21 protein-coding genes and 1 tRNA gene are annotated in these 20142 nt (G+C 66.9%); 6 read left to right on the top strand and 16 right to left on the bottom strand.

Features of this window, described 5'->3' with window-relative positions; translation table 11 throughout:
- Positions 1-225 precede the first annotated feature (225 nt).
- Positions 226-1200 carry a DNA-binding protein YbiB gene (gene ybiB, locus U4Z64_RS04390; protein WP_321819337.1) on the bottom strand — a complete coding sequence of 325 codons (975 nt, stop codon included), beginning with the start codon at positions 1198-1200 and terminating at the stop codon, positions 226-228.
- A gap of 203 nt (positions 1201-1403) precedes the next feature.
- Here ybiB and maiA point away from each other — a divergent pair, with 203 nt between their 5' ends.
- The gene (gene maiA, locus U4Z64_RS04385) at positions 1404-2048 is read left to right on the top strand and encodes a maleylacetoacetate isomerase (protein ID WP_044847479.1); all 645 of its coding nucleotides are present in this window, start codon (positions 1404-1406) and stop codon (positions 2046-2048) included.
- Positions 2049-2152: 104 nt separating this feature from the next.
- Here the strand turns inward: maiA and ftsY are convergent, their stop codons facing one another.
- A complete protein-coding gene (ftsY, locus tag U4Z64_RS04380; protein ID WP_124486514.1) occupies positions 2153-3319 on the bottom strand; it encodes a signal recognition particle-docking protein FtsY in 1167 nt (388 codons plus the stop codon).
- A gap of 202 nt (positions 3320-3521) precedes the next feature.
- On the opposite strand from ftsY, the gene rsmD reads away from it, so the two are divergent.
- The 3 genes from rsmD (at position 3522) to U4Z64_RS04365 (ending at position 5071) form a co-directional block, all read left to right on the top strand.
- Entirely contained in the window at positions 3522-4136 is a 615-nt protein-coding gene (rsmD, locus tag U4Z64_RS04375; RefSeq protein ID WP_044847477.1) for a 16S rRNA (guanine(966)-N(2))-methyltransferase RsmD, read from the top strand.
- Positions 4137-4247: 111 nt separating this feature from the next.
- Complete coding sequence (gene coaD / locus U4Z64_RS04370) at positions 4248-4745, top strand: pantetheine-phosphate adenylyltransferase (protein WP_044847476.1); 498 nt, start codon at positions 4248-4250, stop codon at positions 4743-4745.
- 59 nt (positions 4746-4804) lie between these two features.
- Positions 4805-5071: a YfhL family 4Fe-4S dicluster ferredoxin gene (locus U4Z64_RS04365; RefSeq protein ID WP_044847475.1), complete on the top strand. Its 267-nt coding sequence runs from the start codon at positions 4805-4807 to the stop codon at positions 5069-5071.
- A gap of 90 nt (positions 5072-5161) precedes the next feature.
- Here the strand turns inward: U4Z64_RS04365 and hisC are convergent, their stop codons facing one another.
- From hisC to U4Z64_RS04325, 8 genes are all read right to left on the bottom strand, one after another.
- On the bottom strand, positions 5162-6229 hold the full coding sequence (gene hisC, locus U4Z64_RS04360) for a histidinol-phosphate transaminase (protein WP_321819336.1): 1068 nt from the start codon (positions 6227-6229) through the stop codon (positions 5162-5164).
- A 129-nt stretch (positions 6230-6358) separates the two neighbouring features.
- Positions 6359-6958: an aminoacyl-tRNA hydrolase gene (pth, locus tag U4Z64_RS04355; RefSeq protein ID WP_044847473.1), complete on the bottom strand. Its 600-nt coding sequence runs from the start codon at positions 6956-6958 to the stop codon at positions 6359-6361.
- Positions 6959-7077: 119 nt separating this feature from the next.
- Complete coding sequence (locus U4Z64_RS04350; RefSeq protein WP_044847489.1) at positions 7078-7686, bottom strand: 50S ribosomal protein L25/general stress protein Ctc; 609 nt, start codon at positions 7684-7686, stop codon at positions 7078-7080.
- A 162-nt stretch (positions 7687-7848) separates the two neighbouring features.
- Complete coding sequence (locus tag U4Z64_RS04345; protein WP_044847472.1) at positions 7849-8811, bottom strand: ribose-phosphate pyrophosphokinase; 963 nt, start codon at positions 8809-8811, stop codon at positions 7849-7851.
- A 44-nt stretch (positions 8812-8855) separates the two neighbouring features.
- Positions 8856-8932 (bottom strand) — tRNA-Gln (locus U4Z64_RS04340).
- 53 nt (positions 8933-8985) lie between these two features.
- The gene (gene ispE, locus U4Z64_RS04335) at positions 8986-9867 is read right to left on the bottom strand and encodes a 4-(cytidine 5'-diphospho)-2-C-methyl-D-erythritol kinase (protein WP_321800753.1); all 882 of its coding nucleotides are present in this window, start codon (positions 9865-9867) and stop codon (positions 8986-8988) included.
- 27 nt (positions 9868-9894) lie between these two features.
- Entirely contained in the window at positions 9895-10515 is a 621-nt protein-coding gene (gene lolB / locus U4Z64_RS04330) for a lipoprotein insertase outer membrane protein LolB (protein WP_321819335.1), read from the bottom strand.
- A complete protein-coding gene (locus U4Z64_RS04325) occupies positions 10515-12338 on the bottom strand; it encodes a tetratricopeptide repeat protein (protein ID WP_321819334.1) in 1824 nt (607 codons plus the stop codon). Before U4Z64_RS04325 ends, lolB begins: the two co-directional genes overlap by 1 nt.
- An 86-nt stretch (positions 12339-12424) precedes the next feature.
- Between U4Z64_RS04325 and mutM the strand changes: the two genes are divergently transcribed.
- Complete coding sequence (gene mutM / locus U4Z64_RS04320; protein WP_044847468.1) at positions 12425-13252, top strand: bifunctional DNA-formamidopyrimidine glycosylase/DNA-(apurinic or apyrimidinic site) lyase; 828 nt, start codon at positions 12425-12427, stop codon at positions 13250-13252.
- Between the two features lie 37 nt (positions 13253-13289).
- The gene (mutY, locus tag U4Z64_RS04315) at positions 13290-14396 is read left to right on the top strand and encodes an A/G-specific adenine glycosylase (RefSeq protein WP_321819333.1); all 1107 of its coding nucleotides are present in this window, start codon (positions 13290-13292) and stop codon (positions 14394-14396) included.
- 120 nt (positions 14397-14516) lie between these two features.
- On the opposite strand, the gene U4Z64_RS04310 is transcribed toward mutY, so the two are convergent.
- The 6 genes from U4Z64_RS04310 to U4Z64_RS04285 all read right to left on the bottom strand — a co-directional run bounded on the left by U4Z64_RS04310 (position 14517) and on the right by U4Z64_RS04285 (position 19994).
- Positions 14517-15152 carry an LON peptidase substrate-binding domain-containing protein gene (locus U4Z64_RS04310; RefSeq protein WP_124486506.1) on the bottom strand — a complete coding sequence of 212 codons (636 nt, stop codon included), beginning with the start codon at positions 15150-15152 and terminating at the stop codon, positions 14517-14519.
- Positions 15153-15178: 26 nt separating this feature from the next.
- Entirely contained in the window at positions 15179-16087 is a 909-nt protein-coding gene (rapZ, locus tag U4Z64_RS04305; protein ID WP_044847465.1) for an RNase adapter RapZ, read from the bottom strand.
- Positions 16088-16162: 75 nt separating this feature from the next.
- Positions 16163-17131, bottom strand: a complete 969-nt coding sequence (hprK, locus tag U4Z64_RS04300; protein ID WP_006483133.1) for an HPr(Ser) kinase/phosphatase — start codon at positions 17129-17131, stop codon at positions 16163-16165.
- Between the two features lie 129 nt (positions 17132-17260).
- Positions 17261-17800, bottom strand: a complete 540-nt coding sequence (locus U4Z64_RS04295; protein WP_044847464.1) for a PTS sugar transporter subunit IIA — start codon at positions 17798-17800, stop codon at positions 17261-17263.
- A gap of 169 nt (positions 17801-17969) precedes the next feature.
- Positions 17970-18329: a ribosome hibernation-promoting factor, HPF/YfiA family gene (gene hpf, locus U4Z64_RS04290; protein WP_006477786.1), complete on the bottom strand. Its 360-nt coding sequence runs from the start codon at positions 18327-18329 to the stop codon at positions 17970-17972.
- 159 nt (positions 18330-18488) lie between these two features.
- Positions 18489-19994 (bottom strand): RNA polymerase factor sigma-54, encoded by a 1506-nt coding sequence (locus U4Z64_RS04285; protein WP_044847463.1) that lies wholly within the window; start codon positions 19992-19994, stop codon positions 18489-18491.
- Positions 19995-20142: the final 148 nt, after the last annotated feature.

The raw sequence follows: 20142 nt of genomic DNA, 5'->3' as shown, positions 1-20142 counted from the left end.
AGAAGGGTGCTGCGAGGAACTGCAGGGAGGGACCGTGCGGACAGCACACGGCGCTAGGACAGCCTTAGGCTAGTCGTAGCGATAGCGACCGCGCTAGGCGGCCGGAGGTAATTCGGAGGGTGTTCGGAAAGGAACGCATGGCGACAACTCTATGCCAGGATGCGGGGGCGTGTCAAATGGTCGGTTGAAAGGCCGGCGCGACAGCACGCCGGCCCGGGATGCCGGTCAGGGTGCGATCCGGGCGATCCGCACGATCGTGTCGACCTGCCGCGCAAGCGCGTCCGGCACCGGAACTTCGCCGCGCAGCACGGCGTCCGTCCACGCGGCCGTGGTCGCCGCGTCGCGCGATTCGGGCAGCGCGACGGGCGGTGCGTCGCTCGACGAGCGCTCGGGCTCGATCAGCGTGTCGCACACGCCGTCGTGCAGCCAGTCGACTTGCACCTGGCGCCGCGTGTCGGCCACCGCTTCGCCTTCGGTGCCGCGCGCGAGCAGCGCACCGCCGAGCGCGGCGTCCGGATGATCGCGGAACAGTTGTGCGAGGCTGTCGCGGTACGGCGGATGCGTGTAGTTGACGAGCCGCAGCCCGGCCGGTGCGAACGGCTGCAGGATCTTCACGAGCGTGTGCGTGGAGTTGCGCACGCCGAGCACGCCGCGCAGCGCCAGCAGGCGCCCGATGCGCGGCGCCAGCGCGTCGATCGGCGCGAACGCGACGCGGCGCTCGGCGAGCATGTCCTCGATCGCGTCGTGCGACTTCGACGGCGCGATCGACAGCGCCGAGAAGATCTCCGCGCTCGTCACGCGACCCGGATCGCGCTCGACGCCGTGCACGAGCACCGGCACGCCTTCGCGCGCGAGCAGCAGCGCGAGCAGCGGCACCAGGTTCGGCTGCTTGCGCGCGCCGTTGTAGCTCGGGATCGACACCGGGCGGAAGGCGGCGTCCTGCACGTGCACCGGTTCGAACGACGCCTGTGCGGCGGCGAGCATCGCAGACAGTTCGTCGGCGCTTTCGCCCTTCAGGCGATACGCGATCAGGATCGCGCCGAGTTCGACGTCCGACACGCGCGCGTCGAGCATCGCGCGATAGAGCTCGAACGTGTCTTCGGCGGACAGCGCGCGTGCGCCGTTCGGGCCGCGGCCGATTTCCTTGATGAAGCGGGCGCAGGGGAACGGCGAGGCGGCGGAGTCGTGGGGAGCGGTCATCGGGGCGTGGGGCGGGCGGCCGGGCATCGGGCCGCGCGGTGAGCGGTAAGGAATGCCCCGAGTATCGCATGGGCGCGGCTCGCCCAAGCGCGGCTGCGCGCGCCGCCGCCGCCGCGCGGCGCGCTAAACTCGGGTTCCCGACGGTGCCGTGCGTGCGCTGCAGGCGCCGTTACCGGCCGAATACGACCAACAGAGAGACACCCATGAAGCTTTACAGCTATTTCCGCAGTTCCGCGTCGTACCGCGTGCGGATCGCCCTGAACCTGAAGCAGCTGCCGTTCGACACGGTCCCCGTGCACATGCTGCGCGACGGCGGCGAGCAACTGAAGGACGCGTATCGCGCGGTGAATCCGGATGCCGTCGTGCCGACGCTGATCGACGGCGATGCCACGCTGCAGCAATCGCTCGCGATCATCGAATATCTCGAGGAAACACATCCCGAACCCGCGCTGCTGCCGAAGGCGCCGGTCGACCGCGCGTATGTGCGGGCGATCGCGCTGCAGGTCGCGTGCGAGATCCATCCGCTGAACAACCTGCGCGTGCTGAAATACCTGAAGCACACGCTGAAGGTGCCGGAGGAAGCGAAGAACGAATGGTACCGGCACTGGATCGAGGCGGGTTTCGCGTCGCTCGAGACGCGCCTCGCGAGCGATCCGCGCACCGGCAAGCTGTGTTTCGGCGACACGCCGACGCTCGCCGATATCTGCATCGTGCCGCAGGTGTTCAACGCGAACCGTTTCTCGATCGACACGACGCGCTTTCCGACGATCCAGCGGATCGCCGATCATGCGTCGACGCTCGATGCGTTCAAGGCCGCCGAGCCTGGCGTGCAGCCCGACGCCGAATGACATCGAATGACGTCGCGGGGCCGCCGGCTTCCGGCTGACGGCTGCCGGCCGCGCATGAAAAAAGGGCGCCCGGAGGCGCCCCGTGCGATGCGGGCCGGCGGCGTTCAGCCGAGCAGCGCGTCCGCGAATTCCACTGCGTTGAACGGCTGCAGGTCCTCGACCTTCTCGCCGACGCCGATGAAGTAGACGGGCACCGGGCGCTGCCGCGCGATCGCGGCGAGGATCCCGCCCTTGGCGGTGCCGTCGAGCTTCGTGACAATCAGGCCCGTGAGGCCGAGCGCATCGTCGAAGGCCTTCACCTGCGTGAGCGCGTTCTGGCCCGTGTTCGCGTCGATCACGAGCAGCACCTCGTGCGGCGCGCCGTCGTGCGCCTTCGAGATCACGCGCTTCACCTTCTTCAGTTCTTCCATCAGGTGCAGCTGCGTCGGCAGGCGGCCGGCCGTGTCGGCCATCATCACGTCGATCTTGCGGGCGCGCGCGGCGCTGACCGCGTCGAAGATCACCGCGGCCGGGTCGCCGCTTTCCTGCTGGACGACCGTCACGTTGTTGCGCTCGCCCCAGACCGCCAGCTGTTCGCGCGCGGCCGCGCGGAACGTGTCGCCCGCGGCCAGCAGCACCGACTGGTCGAAGCTCTGCAGGTGCTTCGCGAGCTTGCCGATGCTGGTGGTCTTGCCCGCGCCGTTCACGCCCGTGATCATCATCACGAGCGGTTGCGCGCGACCGAGCATCAGCGACTTCTCGAGCGGCGTCAGCAGTTCGACGAGCAGGTCGTGCAGCGCGCCCTTCACCTGCTGCGGATCGGTCAGCCGGCCCGCGCGCACCTTCTCGCGCAGCGCGCCGAGCAGGTACTCGGTCGCGTCGACGCCGGCGTCGGACATCAGCAGCGCGGCTTCGAGCTCCTCGTACAGATCCTCGTCGATCTTCGTGTTGACGAACACGCCGGTGATGCTCGAGCCGGTCTTCGCGAGCCCCGACTTCAGGCGCGCGAGCCACGACTTCTTCGCGGACGCGTCCTGCGTCGGCGGCGGCACGATCTCGACCGCTTCGACGACTTCGTCGCTGCCGTCGTTGGTCGGCGTGACCGTCATCACGACGGCCGGCGCGGCCTGTCGCGGCTGCGCGGGCGCTTGCGGTGCTTCGACCGCCCGGCGGGGCTCGGGGGCGGGCGCGGGCGCGTCGGACGGCTCGTCCGGTTGCGGCGCGTCGGCTGATTGCGATTCCGCGGAGTCGGGCTCCTGCGTTTTCTTGAATCGTTTGAAGAAGCTGAACATGGTCTGACGTCGGGAAGAGGGCGGGGCGCCGCCAGGGCGGAGCGCCGGAGAGGCCGTCGCGCGTGCGCACGGCGGCCGAAACCGTGCATTTTATCAGTGCGGCGAGGCACTCGCGTCAGTCGGTGCCGCCGCTGTGGTAACGTGCGCCTGTTTGGCGGTGCGCCCGCGTGCGCACCCGTTCCCTCCGTTGTCGATATTCCGTATGTCCCGTTCCTCTTCCGGCCGCCCGGCGGCCCCCGCCGGCCGCGGCAAGCCGCACACGATCCGCATCATCGGCGGTGACTGGAAACGCACGCCGCTCGCCGTGCTCGATCTCGACGGCCTGCGGCCGACGCCCGATCGCGTGCGCGAGACCCTGTTCAACTGGCTCGGCCAGGATCTCGAAGGCCGGCGCTGCCTCGACCTGTTCGCGGGCACCGGCGCGCTCGGCTTCGAGGCCGCGTCGCGCGGCGCGACGAGCGTCGTGATGGTCGAGCGCCACCCGCGCGCGGCGCAGCAGCTGCGCACGATCAAGGACAAGCTCGGCGCACGCTCGGTCGAGGTCGCGGAAGCCGACGCGCTGCGGCTCGCGGCCGGGCTGACCCCGGGCGCGTTCGACGTCGTGTTCCTCGATCCGCCGTTCGGCGAGCCGGCCGTGCTCGATCGCGCGATCGCGCTGGCGGCGCCGCTCGTCTCTCCGGATGGCGCGCTGTACGTCGAAACGGGGGCGGAGCTCGACCCGGCCGCGCACGACGCACTGGCCGGCTGGCAGGTGGTGAAGCACGGCAAGGCCGGTGCGGTTCACTATCATTTGCTGCGGCGCGAAAATGATGAATAATGCGCGTTCCATACGAGGCGGCGCGCGGCAAAGGCGACGCATGCCCATCTCGGCAGTGGCGTGCGCGTCGCACGGCTGCCACCCCGTTTGCGTGATGACAGGAGGAGCGACATGGTAGTCGCCGTGTATCCCGGTACGTTCGATCCGCTGACGCGCGGGCACGAAGACCTCGTGCGGCGTGCGTCGAGCATTTTTGATACGCTGGTGGTGGGTGTCGCCGACAGCCGCGCGAAGAAGCCGTTCTTCTCGCTGGAAGAACGTCTGACGATTGCGAACGAGGTGCTTGGTCATTATCCGAACGTGAAGGTCATGAGTTTCACGGGCCTGCTGAAGGATTTCGTCCGCATCAACAACGCGCGCGTGATCGTGCGCGGCCTGCGTGCCGTGTCCGATTTCGAATACGAGTTCCAGATGGCGGGGATGAACCGCTATCTGTTGCCCGACGTCGAGACGATGTTCATGACGCCGTCCGATCAGTACCAGTTCATCTCGGGGACGATCGTGCGCGAAATCGCGCAGTTGGGCGGCGATGTCAGCAAGTTCGTGTTCCCGTCCGTCGAGAAGTGGCTGACCGAGAAAGTCACTGCGATGGGAGGCCCGGCCGCGTAACGCGGCGCCGGCCGGTTTCGTCGTGAAGCCGGCCGCCGGCCTGAAGAAGTGAGATCAGTATGTCTTTGATGATTACCGACGAGTGCATCAATTGCGACGTGTGCGAGCCCGAGTGCCCGAACGGCGCGATTTCGATGGGCCCGGATATCTACGTGATCGACCCGAACAAGTGCACCGAGTGCGTCGGCCATTTCGACGAGCCGCAGTGCCAGCAGGTGTGTCCGGTCGAATGCATTCCGCGCGATCCGCAGCACGACGAATCGCACGCGCAGTTGATGGCGAAGTATCACGCGTTGACCGCCGCGAAGGGCGACGACGCGCAGTGACGCGCTGGTGACGTCGCGCGCGTCACGACGTCACGATTTCCTTGGCCGGCGCCGTTCGGCGCCGGTTCCATTTCAGCTTCCGCTACCGTTTCAGCCGATCAGCGCGCGCAATGCCGCGACGAGCGCGTCGCATTCGGCGTCGGTACCGACGGTGATGCGCAAGTGCTGGTCGATGCGCGGCGCCCGGAAGTGCCGCACGAAAATTTCCCGATCCTTCAGCCTTGCCGCGATCGTCCCCGCATCGTGCGCGGGATGGCGCGCGAACACGAAGTTCGCGGCCGACGGCACGACCTCGAAACCGAGCGCCTCGAGCGCGTGCGTGAGCCGCGTGCGGCTGTCGATCACGCGCCGGCAGGTCGCGCCGAAATAGTCGGTATCTTCGTATGCCGCCTGCGCCGCGGCCTGCGCGAGCCGGTCGAGCGGATAGGAATTGAAGCTGTCCTTCACGCGGTTCAGTGCGTCGATCAACGCGGCATCGCCAAACGCGAAGCCGACGCGCATGCCAGCGAGCGAGCGCGCCTTCGACGTCGTGTGCACGACGAGCAGGTTCGGATGGCGGTCGATCAGCGCGATCGCGGATTGCGCGCCGAAATCGACATACGCCTCGTCGATCAGCACGACCGACGACGGGTTCGCGGCCGCGATCCGCTCGATGTCCGCGAGCGGCAGCGCGCGCCCGGTCGGCGCGTTCGGGTTCGGGAACAGCACGCCGCCCGCGTCGTCGAGATAGTCTTCGACCCGGATCGAGAAGTCGTCGGCGAGCGGCACGATCGAAGTTTCTACGCCATACAGGCGCGCGTAGGTCGGGTAGAAGCTGTACGAGATGTCGGGAAAGCGCAGCGGCCGGTCATGCTTGAGCAGGGCCTGGAATGCGTGCGCGAGGACTTCGTCGGAGCCGTTGCCGACGAAGACCTGTTCGGGCTTGATGCGGTGATGGGCCGCGACCGTCTCGCGCAGTGCGCGCGCGAGCGGATCGGGATAGCGGCGCAGCGTGTCGCCGGTATCGCCGAGTTCGCGTGCGATCGCCGCGACGACGCGCGGCGAAGGCGGATAGGGATTCTCGTTGGTGTTCAGCTTGACGGGGTGTGCGAGCGCGGGCTGTTCGCCCGGCACGTAAGGCACGAGTTGCTGAACGACGTCGCTCCAGTAACGGCTCACCGCTTGGCTCCTGACGGGCAAAAGCGACCAGATTACCGCATGTGGGCGTTGCAGTGCGCAATTGCGCGGCAGGGCGGCGCTGGCCGGCGCAACCGGCGGCACATTGCACCGCACCGGTGCAGCGCGGGTTCAGTTGCGATGCAGCTGCATCGTCGCGCGGTCGAGTTCGCCCTTGACGACCATCGGCATCACGGCGAGCGCGCGTTCGATCGATGCGTCGATCACGTCCTGCTCCTCGCGGCGCGGCGGCTTCAGCACGAAGTTCGCGACGTCGGGTTTCGCGCCGGCGCGCGCGCCTTCCGGAATCAGGTCGCGCGGATGGCCGATGCCGATGCGCAGGCGCCAGTACTGTTGCGACGACAGATGCGCGGAGATGTCCTTCAGGCCGTTGTGGCCGCCGCTGCCGCCGCCGAGCTTCAGCTTCACCGTGCCGGGCGGCAGATCGAGTTCGTCGTGGGCGACGAGGATCTGGTCGGGCAGGATCTTGAAGAAATTCGCGAGCGCGACGACCGACTGGCCGGAGCGGTTCATGTAGGTTTGCGGCTCCAGCAGGTGGACTTCCTCGCCGTGCAGGCGCGCTTTTGCGTAGAAGCCGTGAAAGCGGCGCTCGTCGCGCAGCGTCGTGCCGGCTTCGCGGGCGAGCTGGTCGATCAGCCAGAAGCCGGCGTTGTGGCGCGTCGCGGTGTATTCCGCCCCGGGATTGCCGAGGCCGACGATCAGTTTGATCATGACGTTTCGTAGGCGGCAGCGCCCGCCTGGGCGCAGAAAAAGAAAAACCCGCCGGGCAAGCCGCGGCGGGTTGCATCGACCGTTTCGCGAAACGGATCGAATGGCGCGTGGGCAGCCGCTTAGGCAGCCGGCGTTTCGCCTTCGCCTGCTGCGTCCGACACGGCACCGGCCGGGACCGTCGCCGATGCGACAACCGGGTTTTCCGCGTCGACGTGCGCGACCAGCGTCACGCCCTTCGGCAGTGCGATGTCCTTCGCGTGCAGCGACTGACCTGCTTCGATCTTCGACAGATCGACTTCGAGGAATTCCGGCAGAGCCGACGGCAGGCACTCGACTTCGATTTCCGTCGCGACGTGCGAGACGATTGCGCTCGACAGCTTCACTGCCGGGCTGACTTCAGCGTTCAGGAAGTGCAGCGGCACCTTCGTGTGCAGCTTCTTCTTCGCGTCGACGCGCTGGAAGTCCACGTGCAGCACGAGTTGCTTGAACGGGTGGTATTGCACGTCGCGCAGCAGAACCTGTTGCGACTGGCCAGCGACTTCCAGGTCGAGGATCGACGAGTGGAAGGCTTCCTTCTTCAGGGCGTGCCACAGCGCGTTGTGATCCAGTTCGATCTTTTGCGGGGCTGCTTCGCCACCGTAGACGATACCCGTGGTCTTACCGGCGTTGCGCAGGCGGCGGCTCGCACCCGTACCTTGCTGTTGGCGCTCGAAAGCGACGACTTTCATGTGATTCTCCATTTGCTGCCCGCGACCAGGCAGTAAAACGGGGCCGGCGAAATGGCGGCCCCCGATGAAACGGACGGGGTTTCGTCTATCCCGTCCGATTGTGCAAAAAGCGAAGCGTTGCCGCTTCGCTTTCTGCGCATGCTATATCGTGTCGTTCCGCGATCAGGATTCGGCGAACAGCGACATCACCGAGTCGCCGCGGCGAATCCGCGAGAACGTTTCTGCCAGCAGGCTCGCGCTCGTCAGCGAGCGGATCTTCGAGCAGGACAGCGACTCGGCCGACAGCGGGATCGTATCGGTGACGACCAGCTCGTCGAGTGCCGATGCGGCGATACGCTCGGCGGCGCCACCCGACAGAACCGGGTGCGTCGCGTACGCGAACACCTGCTTCGCACCGCGATCCTTCAGCACTTGCGCGGCCTTGCAGAGCGTGCCGGCCGTATCGACCATGTCGTCCATGATCACGCAGGTGCGGCCTTCGACTTCACCGATGATGTTCATCACTTCGGCGACGTTCGCCTTCGGGCGACGCTTGTCGATGATCGCGAGATCGCAGTTGAGTTGCTTCGCGAGTGCCCGGGCGCGGACCACGCCGCCGACGTCCGGCGACACGACGAGCAGATCCGAGTAGTTCTGCTTGCGCAGGTCACCCAGCAGGATCGGCGTTGCGTAGATGTTGTCGACCGGGATGTCGAAGAAGCCTTGAATCTGGTCGGCGTGCAGATCCATCGTGATGATCCGCTCGACGCCGGCGATTTCCAGCATGTTCGCGACGATCTTCGCCGAGATCGCGACGCGCGCCGAACGCGGGCGTCGGTCCTGGCGGGCATAGCCGAAGTAGGGGATGGCAGCGGTGATCCGGCCGGCGGATGCGCGCTTGAGCGCATCGACCATGATCATCAGTTCCATCAGGTTGTCGTTGGCCGGCGCGCACGTGGATTGCAGGACGAAGACGTCCTTGCCGCGCACGTTTTCCTGGATCTCGACCTGGATCTCACCGTCGGAGAAACGGCTGACCATTGCTTTGCCGAGGGGGATTCCAAGGATATTGACGACTTCCTGGGCGAGCGCGGGATTCGCGTTGCCAGTAAAGACCATCAAGCCATCATGGCTGTGGCTGCTCATCGTGCACCTGCTTCAGGCTTAGGCGGGAAATGCGGGAAAATTTTTGGCAGGGGAGGAAGGACTCGAACCCTCGCATGCCGGAATCAAAATCCGGTGCCTTGACCAACTTGGCGACTCCCCTACACTCAACTGATAACTTCACCGGACTTGTAGGCCATCCGGCAAAGCAAAACTTCATGACGCGAAAGCGAAGAGCGGATGCTCGTTCAGGCTCTCGGCAACTGCACCGTTCCAACCGGTGGGCAGCTTGGCTTGCGCCGCTTCTGCCTCATGCTTGCTATGAAACGCTGCAAACACGCTTGCTCCGGAGCCGGTCATCCTCGCGGGGGTCACATTATACAACCATTTGACCACCTGCGCAACTTCCGCGTACTTACTTGTCACAACTTGCTGCATATCGTTCCGGCCGAAGCTGTCTGGCCATCCCGCATCGCTGTTTTGCTGTGCAAGAAAGTCTGTAATTGTGACTCGCTTTGTATCTCTTGTCAACAACTCATCTGAAAAAATTTCAGCGGTGGGGACATGAACTCGCGGCGTCACAACCAAAAACCAGCGAGTCGGCAATTCTACCTCAGCTAATTCTTCTCCGATACCCTCTGCGAACGCATTTTTTCCAAAAACAAAAAACGGAACATCGGCACCGAGTTTCACAGCGAGCGACTGCAGTTCCGCGCGCGGCAGGTTCAGTTGCCACAGGCGGTTCAGCGCGAGCAGCGTCGTTGCCGCATCCGAGCTGCCGCCGCCGAGGCCCGCGCCCATCGGCAGGCGCTTGTCGATCTCGATGTCGACGCCGGCCGCGGTGCCCGTGTGCGTTTTCAGCAGGTTGGCCGCGCGCACGACGAGATCGCTTTCCTCGGGCACGCCCGGCACGTCGGTGACGCGTGCGACGCGACCGTCGTCGCGCAGCGTGAAATGCAGCGTGTCGCCCCAGTTCAGCAGCTGGAACACGCTCTGCAGATCGTGATAGCCGTTCGGGCGGCGGCCGGTGATGTGCAGGAACAGGTTGAGTTTCGCGGGCGCAAGGCAGTTGCGCAGCGAGCGGGTCGAATCGGTCATGCGTATGTCGGGGCTAGGTTCACGTGCTTACTGGTCGAGCACGAGCTTGATGTCGAGCGGCGGCGTCGCGCGCACGAGGTTGACGCGTTTGACGCCCGTGGCCGGTGCGTCCGCGTAGGCGAGATAGTCGATCGTCCAGCCGTCCTGGCGGATCTGCTTGACGTGCGTCGCGTCGGCCGGGTCGCGCACCGTCTGCGCGGGCGTCGCGGGCGCGGGCGTCGGCAGCAGCCAGTAGCGCAGGCCCGCCAGCGGCAGCGAGAAGCCGAGCGTGTTCTGCATCAGCTCGCCGACGTCCGTCGCGTATTGCGGCTGACGGTTCGGCAGTTCGAGCGACGCGGCCTGCGGTGTCGATTTCACGACCGCGAGCGTCTGGCCGAGCGGGCTGCGCAGCTCCAGCGACACGTCGTCGCCGTACTCCTGCCAGTCGAAGTTGCCGTACACGTTCTGCGGTCGGCCGAGGCGATCGTTGTACTGCACCGCGAAACGGCCGTGGTACGCGTGCGTCGCGGCCGTCTGCAGCACCGCGCCCGCCGGCGCATTCGCCGACGGCGGCGTGCTCGCGCAGCCGGCGAGCGCGAGCGCGGCGCCGGCCGCGGCCAGCGTGCGCAGCGCGCGGGAAGACAGGGAAAGCATCGGGAACATTCGCATCAGAGGCCGTTGATCTGCAGGCGCTTGAGTGTCTGCACGAGCGTGTCGTTGTCGGGCTCGAGCTTCTGTGCGGCACGCCACGCGGTGCGCGCGTCGTCCTGCGCGCCGCTCTTCCACAGCACTTCGCCGAGGTGCGCGCCGATTTCGGCGTTCGGCTGCAGCTCGTACGCGCGCCGCAGCACCTTCGCCGCGCCGGCCGCGTCGCCCATCCGGTACTTCACCCAGCCGAGGCTGTCCATGATGTACGCGTCGTTCGGCGCGAGCGACAGCGCCTTGTCGATCAGCTTGCTGGCTTCGGGCAGGCGCTGGTTGCGATCGGCCAGCGAATAGCCGAGCGCGTTGTACGCCTGCGGGTTGTCGGGCTGCGTGCGCATCAGCTCGCGCAGCTGCTTTTCCATTGCAGCGTAGTGGCCCGTCTTCTCGGCTGCCATCGCGTAGTCGTAGCGCAGGTCGGGATCGTCCGGGAAGTCCTGGACTGCCTGCGCGAGTCGCGCCTCGGCTTCCGGATAGCGCTTCGCGGTGAACAGGATCGACGCGTCGGTGCGTGCGACCACGGCCGCATCGCGCGGATCGCTGATCGGCAGGTCGTCGAGCACCTTGCGGGCCTCGTCGGTCTTGCCCTGTTTCTGCAGGAGCTGCGCGCGCGTGATCTGCGCGGGCAGGTAGTGCTGGCTCGTCTGGTCGACCTTGTCGAGCCATTGCGACGCCTGCGCGTCATTGCCCTGTTCGATCGAGATCTGCGCGAGGTAGATGTAGCCCTGGCCGACGTCGAGGTTCGGCTGCTTGTTGCCGAGCTGCACGTACTGCTTCAGGTACGCGTTCGCGTCGTCGAGTTTCTTCTGCTGGATCTTGATCAGCGCGAGCGCCATCAGCGGCGTCGGGTCCTTCGCGTCGAGCTTGCGCATCGTCTCGAACTGCTTCTGCGCGTCGTCGAGGCGGTCGTCGGCGAGGTAGAGCTGCGACAGTGCGAGGCGCGCATCGCGCGACTTCGGATTCTGCTGAACATATTTCTCGAACGACGTGATGCCGGCCGCGCGCTCGGCAGGCCCCATCTGCGACAGCATCAGCGCCGCCGGCAGATAGTCGGGGCGGATCTGCAGCGCCTGCTTCAGCGACTGCGCGGCGCCTTCCTTGTCGTCGACCGCGAGCTGCTGCCGCGCGATCGCGAGCTGCGCCTCGGGACGGCTCATGTCGTTCTTCAGCATGTCCTTCAGCACCGCGAGGCCGCCGACGCGGTCCGCGCCGCGCACCAGCAGCGCCTGCAGCGCGAGGATCGCGGGGCCGCGCGTTTCGCCGGTCGCGCGGGCCAGTTCGCGCGCGAGCATCGGCTGCGCGTCGGCCGGCTTGCCGGCGAGCACCAGCAGCGCGGCGTCGACTTGCGATGCGCGGTTCGAATCCGGTGCGTACTGGCGCCAGAGATTGGCCGCGGACAGCGCGTCGGCCGGGCTTTGCGCGCCGAGCGCGATCTCGGTCGCACGCTGCGCCATGCGCGGATCGCGCGTGTCGCGGGCGAGCGCGAGGTAGGTCTGGTAGGCAGGCGCCGGCTGGTTGCGCTGAAGCGCGACTTCGGCGGCCAGTACCTGGTAGACGATCTGGCTCGTCAGCGGGACGCCCGGGAGATTCTTCTGCTCGTCCGGCATCACGTGCTCGAACGCGCCCTGCGGCTCCGCGTCGTCCGATGCCGGATCCTGCGCGTGAGCCGGGATGGCGGTGAGGGTCCAGGCGGCGAACAGCGCGGCGCCGAGCGCACGGCGGACCGGGAAGGCACGCACGCCGCGCTCGGCGGCGGGGCGCTTCAGAAGCAGCTTCGAGGGCAGGGTCATGGAAATCCGTTCGATGTTTCAACCGATTGTAACGCGCTCGCTACAATACACGCACGATCGTGAATCCAGTTTCAGACCCGTAGAACATGCCAGAGTTGCCAGAAGTCGAAGTCACGCGCCGGGGCATCGAGCCCTTTGTCGCGGGCCGCCGCGTCGAGCGTGTCGACGTCCGTACCGCGATGCTGCGCTGGCCCGTGCCGGCGGGGCTCGCCGAGCAGTTGCGCGCGCGCGAGGTGCTCGCCGTCGAGCGTCGCGGCAAGTATCTGCTGTTCGAGGTCGACGCAGGCTGGTTCATTGTCCATCTTGGGATGACGGGCACGCTGCGCGTGCTGCCCGCGGCCGGCGTGCCGGTGGCTGCGAAACACGACCACATCGACTGGATCTTCGACGAATTCGTGCTGCGGTTCCGCGATCCGCGCCGTTTCGGCGCCGTGCTGTGGCACCCGCGCGAAGCCGGCGACGTGCATGCGCATCCGCTGCTCGCGAGCCTCGGCGTCGAGCCGTTCTCGCCGGCGTTCACCGGCGCGCTGCTGCACGCACGCACGCGCGGCCGCACGGTGTCGGTCAAGCAGGCGCTGCTCGCGGGCGACATGGTCGTCGGCGTCGGCAACATCTATGCGTCGGAGAGCCTGTTTCGCGCGGGCATCCGGCCGACGACCGCCGCCGGCAAGGTGTCGCTGCCACGCTATGAGCGGCTGGCCGACGCGGTGCGCGCGACGCTCGCCGACGCGATCGAGCGCGGCGGCAGCACGCTGCGCGATTTCGTCGGCAGCAACGGCGAAAGCGGCTATTTCCAGCTCGACTGCTTCGTCTACGACCGTGCGGGGCTGCCTTGCCGCGTCTGCGGCACGCCGATCCGCCAGATCGTGCAGGGTCAGCGTTCGACCTATTACTGCCCGACCTGCCAGCGTTGAGCCCCGCGTTGCAACCTTTTTCCGAAGATTCGAACACTTGAAGCCGCCCCGCATCGCCCCCGCTCCGTTCCCAGTCACGCCGCTGCATCGCACGTTCGCCACGCGCCTGATCGCCTGGCAGCGCGTGCACGGCCGCCACGACCTGCCGTGGCAGAACACCCGCGATCCCTACTGGATCTGGCTGTCGGAAATCATGCTGCAGCAGACGCAGGTCTCGACCGTCGTCCCCTATTACACGCGCTTTCTCGAGCGCTTTCCCGACGTCGCCGCGCTCGCGGCCGCGCCGTCCGACGACGTGATGGCGCTGTGGGCCGGGCTCGGCTACTACTCGCGCGCGCGCAATCTGCACCGCTGCGCGCAGGTCGTCGTCGCCGAGCATGGCGGCGTATTCCCGTCGACGCCGGAAGCGCTCGCCGAACTGCCCGGCATCGGCCGTTCGACAGCCGCGGCGATCGCGTCGTTCGCATACGGTGCACGCGCGACGATCCTCGACGGCAACGTGAAGCGCGTGCTGGCGCGCGTGTTCGGCGTCGAAGGCTTTCCGGGCGAGAAGCGCGTCGAGAACGACATGTGGGCGCTGGCCGAATCGCTGCTGCCGGATGCCGCGAACGCGGCCGACGTGAGTGCCTATACGCAGGGGCTGATGGATCTCGGCGCGACGCTGTGCGTGCGCGGCAAGCCGGATTGCGCGCGCTGCCCGTTCGCGGGCGACTGCGTCGCGCAATCGACGGGCCGCCAGCGCGAACTGCCGGCCGCGCGGCCGAAGAAGGCCGTGCCGACGCGCAAGACCTGGATGCTCGTGCTGCGCGACGGCGACGCCGTGCTGCTCGAACGGCGTCCGCCGGCCGGCATCTGGGGCGGCCTGTGGTGCCTGCCGCAGGCGGACGGCGATGCGGCGCTCGCGGAACTCGCGCGTGGCTTCGGCGGCGGCGGCCCGGTGCCGCTCGCGCCGTTCACGCACACGTTCACGCATTTCCGGCTCGAGATCGAGCCGCGGCTGAGCGACATGACGAACGGCGGCCTTCCGCTCGCGCATGCACGGGATGCCGAGACGGCGTGGGTGCCGCTCGCCGGGCTCGATGCGTACGGCGTACCGGCGCCCGTGCGCAAGCTGCTCGATGCGCTGAGCGGGTCGCTGCTGTAACGATGGGGAAAGGGCGCGGCGCGGGCCGTGCTTACGGAAGTGCCGCGCCGACGCGGTCGGCTCGCCCGTCAGGATGATCCGCCCGGCGACGCCGGTGCGACGCGGCTGGCCGGCCGCGCCTTACAGCCAGCCGTGCCGGTCGAGCACGTGGTGCACGGCGTCGATCCGCGCGCCGACATCCGGAAACTCCATCAGCTTCTGCCGTGCGCGCAGGTCGAGCGGCAGCAGTTCCGCGAGGCGGTTCGACACCCAGCTCGGGTCGTCGAGGCGGAACGGTTCGCCGAACGGCATCTTGTCCGGTTCGGACTTCTTCAGCGCTTCGATGATGCGCTCGAGCACCTCGGCGCACGAGCCGAATTGCGCGAGCGCCTGTTCGCCTTCGAGCGGGATGTCGTCGGGCAGCGGCTCCGCGATCCCGACCAGCAGCCCGTTGCTTTCGACGCGATACGACAGCAACTCGAATCGCTGCGTGCCGATCGCCTGCAGGTACAGCATCCCGAATTCGCCGGTGTCGCACTCGGTGATGCGCGCCATGCAGCCGATCGTCTCGGGCACCGACACGGCGCCGTCCTGCGCGACTTCGGGCCCGCTCTTCAGGAGGCACACGCCGAACGGTGCGTCGTCGCGCAGGCACGCGCGCGACATGTCGAGATAGCGCGCCTCGAATACCTTGAGCGGCAGCAAGCCACCGGGGAACAGCACCGTATGCAGCGGAAACAGCGGCAGGTCGATCAGGGTGGTCGATAGGGTGGACATGGCGCGCCGGCGAGAGGGCGGTGTCGCTAAGGTCGTTCGACCTCGGTGACGAGCCGCGACGACGCGTCGACATCCACCGGCGCGTCACGATGCCGCACGATCACGTTCGCATCGTGCACGAGGCGCGCGGCGAGCGTTTCCGCGATGAACACCGAGCGATGCTGACCGCCCGTGCAGCCGATGGCGACGGTCAGGTAGCTGCGGTTGTCTTCACGAAAGTGCGGCAGCCATTTCATCAGGAACGCATGGATGTCGTCGATCATCTGGTGGACGATCGGCAGTGCGTCGAGAAAGGCGATGACCGGCTGGTCCAGCCCGGTGAGCGGGCGCAGCTCATGGTCGTAGTACGGATTGGGCAGCGCGCGCACGTCGAACATCAGGTCGGCATCGAGCGGCACGCCGCGCTTGAAGCCGAATGACTCGAACATCACCATCAGGTCGTTGTTCTTCTGCTCGATGAAGCGCTTGACCCACGTGCGCAGCACGTTCGCGCGCAGCGTGCTCGTATCGATCTGGTGGCCGAATTCGGCGAGCGGCGCGACCAGCTCGCGTTCGCGCTCGATCGCTTCCTCGAGCGACGACAGCAGCCCGACGTTCGCGTCGTGCGACGGCGAGCCGGACAGCGGGTGGCGCCGGCGCGTTTCGGAGAAGCGCTGGATCAGCGCCTGCGTGCTTGCGTTGAGGAACAGCACGCGGACATCGTGCTCGAGCGACAGCGAGCGGATCAGGCCGGGCATTTCGTCCAGCGATGCGCTCGAACGCGCATCGATCGCGACCGCGAGCCGGTGCTGGCCGCCGTCGGCCAGGTAGCGGGCGAGTTCGGGGAGCACGTGCGGCGGCAGGTTGTCGACGCAGTAGTAGCCTGCGTCTTCGAGCGCGTTCAGCGCGACGGACTTGCCTGAGCCGGAGATGCCGGTGATGAGGACGATGCGCATGGGAAGCAGAGAATCCTGACGTTTCATCATAGCACCGGCTCGACGCGTCGGCGCTGCGAGGCCGGCGCGGGGCGGTTACACGAGCTTGCCGGGGAACTGGCTGTCGGGATCCTGCATCGCGAGTCGTTGCCGATCCATGAAATCGCGCAACGTGTCGATGCCGCGCAACTGCAGGATCGTGTTCCGCACGGCCGCCTCGACCAGCACCGCGAGGTTGCGGCCGGCCGCGACCTGGATCGTGACCTTGCTGATCGGCAAACCGAGCACGTCGACCGTCTGGCTTTCCAGCGGCAGCCGCTGGAATTCGCCGTCCGGGCGACGCACGAGCTGGACGATCAGCTTCAGCTTCATTTTCCGGCGCACCGCGGTTTCACCGAAGATCGTCTTGATGTCGAGCAGGCCGAGGCCGCGCACTTCGAGCAGGTTCTGCAGCAGCGGCGGGCAGCGGCCTTCGACGAAATCGGGGCCAAGTCGGACGAAGTCGACGGCGTCGTCGGCGACGAGGCCGTGGCCGCGGCTGATGAGTTCGAGGCCGAGTTCGCTCTTGCCGAGCCCGGAGTCGCCGGTGAGCAGCACGCCCATTCCGAGGATGTCGAGGAACACGCCGTGTAGTGTCGCGCGCGGCGCGAGGATGCGCGACATGTAGAGCCGCAGGCTGTCGATCACGGCGGCGGCCGACATCGGCGTCGTGAACAGCGGCGTGGACGAGCGCGTGCAGCGCAGCACGAGCTCGGGCGGCGCGGCGGCGCCGCCGGCGACGACGAGGAACGGCGGTTCGAGCGCGATCAGCTCGGCCATGTGGCGCGAACGGTCTTCGTCGGTCTGCCGCTGGTAGTAGTCGATTTCGGCTTCGCCGAGCACCTGGATCCGGTTCGGGTGGATCAGGTTCAGGTGGCCGACGAGGTCGGCGCTCGACGTCGCGTTGCCGACGGTGTCGGCCGAAAAACCGCGCTCCCAGCCTTCATGCCCCGTCAGCCAGCTCAGCTTCAGCGTGGCCGCGTTGTCGTCGAAGATGCTCTGGGCGTTGATGCTGGACGTATCCATGACTCTCGTCACTCCAATGAGCCGGTGCATGCGCGCGGCGACGGGCGTCGCCATGCCGGACCGGCGCCGGGCGGCCCTGGTCGGCGGCGTGTGCCGCCTCGTTCGGGAAAATAATCCGCCCGGATCAACTCAAGGTTGCCACTGAGTGAGCAGGCGATGCAACTCGGCGAGATCCGTTTCGTTGTGCAGACGCTCCCGCGCGTCGCGATCGGACAGCAGTTGCGCGATTTCCGACAGGATCTCGAGGTGCTGCTGGGTGGCTTGCTCGGGGACGAGCAGGAAAATCAGGAGACCGACCGGCTGGCCGTCGGGCGCTTCGAACGGGATCGCGTCGGCGAGCCGCACGAAGGCGGCGAGCGGATGCTTGAGCCCCTTGATGCGCCCGTGCGGAATCGCGACGCCTTCGCCGAGCCCGGTCGAGCCGAGGCGCTCGCGCGCGAACAGGTTGTCCGTGACGGTGCTGCGGGCGATGCCGTTCTGATTCTCGAACATCAGCCCGGCTTGTTCGAAGACGCGTTTCTTGCTGGTGACGGAGAGGTCGATGACGACGTTCTCTATGGGCAGGATTTTGGCTAGGCGATTCATGTTGGCAGGCGATTGGGCGGCCTGGGGTCTCCTTGCGGCGGCAGACTGATTTTCCATGTTCGGCGATATCAAGGCGTTCGGCATCGGAAACCTGCACGACAGCTACCGCACCCAACGCCCCCCGGCGATAACCGGAACATTATAGAGCACAGCCGCGTGCGTGGCGCGGCATGGACGGACCGGTCGCACCACTGCCGCGTGGACGCAAAAAAAACGCCCGGCGAACCGGGCGGCGTGTGTGTTGCGGTGAACGTTATTGCGGCGGCAGTTCGATCTGGTCGATCGACGGCTGCAGCTTGATCGGGTCGTGCGCATGGGTCTGCAGACGCTCCATGTGCTTGACGACCTGGCGATCCAGCTTGTCGATCAGCAGATCGATCGCAGCGTACAGGTTGCCGTTTGCGCTTTCGACGAAGATGTCCTTGCCCTTCAGATGCAGGTTGATTTCCGCGCGCTGCTGCTTGTCCTTTTCCTTGTGATTGTCGACCGAGAGGATCACAGTGCCATCGATCACCTGATCGCTATGCCGTAGCACCCGGTCCAGCTTGGTGATCACGTATTCGCGAATTGCAGGCGTGACTTCGAGATGATGTCCACTGATCTTCAGGTTCATAGTGCTTCTCCAAGCGAGTGACCACGCGGCCGCATCGAGGCGGCGCTCCGGTCGACTTGCCCCTGCCGCATGGCGCGGCAAATTCGCGGACAAGTCGCCCGGCCTGTTCCCCGAGTGCGCGGTGGCCGGAACACGCCTGCCGCCGGGCAGGCAGCAGGCTTAAAGAGACTTGCGCAGATTCACTGCCGGGATCTTGAGGGCTTCGCGGTACTTGGCAACCGTGCGGCGCGCAACCACGAATCCCTGTTCTGCCAGCAGCTCGGCAATGCGGCTGTCCGAAAGTGGCGATTTTGGGTCTTCAGCTCCTATCAGTTGCTTGATCAGGGCTCGGATGGCGGTCGACGATGCGGCGCCTCCGGTGTCGGTCGAAACGTGTGATCCGAAGAAGTACTTAAATTCCAGCGTCCCGAACGGGGTCAGCATGTACTTCCCGGTTGTCACACGGCTGACAGTCGACTCGTGTAGGCCCAGCGTATCAGCTATTTCCCGCAAAACCAAGGGGCGCATGGCAATTTCGCCATGCGCAAAGAAGTTCTTCTGACGTTCGACAATAGCCTGCGCGACACGCAGGATCGTGTCGAATCGCTGCTGGATGTTCTTGATCAGCCAGCGTGCTTCCTGGAGCTGTTGTTTCAACGATCCGGCCGACGGGTCGCCGCGGCTGTTGCGCAGGATGTTCGCGTACAGGTTGTTGATCCGCAGGCGCGGCATCACTTCCGGATTGAGTTCCGCGAGCCAGCCCTGGCCAGCCTTCTTCACGATGATGTCGGGCACGACGTAGTCGGCCTCGGCCTTGCCGTAGGCAGCGCCGGGGAACGGCTCCAGCGAGCGGATCAGCGCGTGCGCGTCGCGCAGCGCGTCGTCGCTCGCCTTCAGCTGCTTGCGCAGCCGCGTGAAGTCGCGCGCGGCGAGCAGTTCGAGGTGCTGCGACACGATCTCCAGCGCGAGCGTGCGGGTGGGGGACGGATCGAGGCGCAGCAACTGCAGCTTCAGGCATTCGGACGCCGAGCGGGCCCCGACCCCGGCCGGATCGAAACTGTGCAGCAGCGCGAGCGCCGCATTCAGTTCGTCGCAGTCGATTTCCAGTTCGGGCGGCAGGTCGGCGAGCACTTCGTCGAGCGTGGCGGTCAGGTAGCCGTCGTCGTCGAGCGATTCGATCAGGAACATCACGAGCGCGCGGTCGCGCGGCCCGGCCTGCGTGACGCGCAATTGCGCGGACAGGTGGTCGCGCAGCGACGTCGCGGCTTCCTGCACCTGCAGCGGCGGGAGATCGTCATCGTCCGAGGCGCCGCTCGAGCGGCCGAACTCGTCGAGATTCCACTGCGGGCCGTCGCCGGCGTCGCCCGATGCGTATCCGTCGTATTCGTCGGCGCCGGCCGGCTCGTCGCGCTCGGCGCGTTCGCTCGACTGGCTGCTGCCGTTCGTGATGCCCGGTTCGGTGTTCTGTCCGGGCGGCGTCTGCGCGATCAGCGATCCGTCCGCCGCGACGCGCAGCGGGCTCGCGATCCATTCGTCATCGTTCTCGAGCAGCGGATTCTGCGCGACGGCCATCGCGACTTCCTGCTGCAGTTCGAGCGTCGACAGCTGCAGGAGCCGGATCGACTGCTGCAGTTGCGGTGTCAGCGCCAGGTGTTGCGACAGGCGGAGTTGAAGGCTGGCTTTCATGGCAGAGAGGGAGTCATACCGGCAGTTTGCCACGACCCAGGCGCCTTGAGCCATCCGCGATTACGCGCGGCGCGGCGCCCGGCCGCGGCAGGGCCGCAGGACACGCGGGCGCGCCCCGCGCGGCGATGCCGGGCGGGGGCGGCCAGCC

It is taken from the genome of Burkholderia sp. BCC1996, from assembly GCF_905339955.1.
Taxonomy (GTDB): Bacteria; Pseudomonadota; Gammaproteobacteria; order Burkholderiales; family Burkholderiaceae; genus Burkholderia.
The sequence above is the reverse complement of the archived record's forward strand: the minus strand, read 5'-3'. Positions and strand labels throughout refer to the sequence as shown.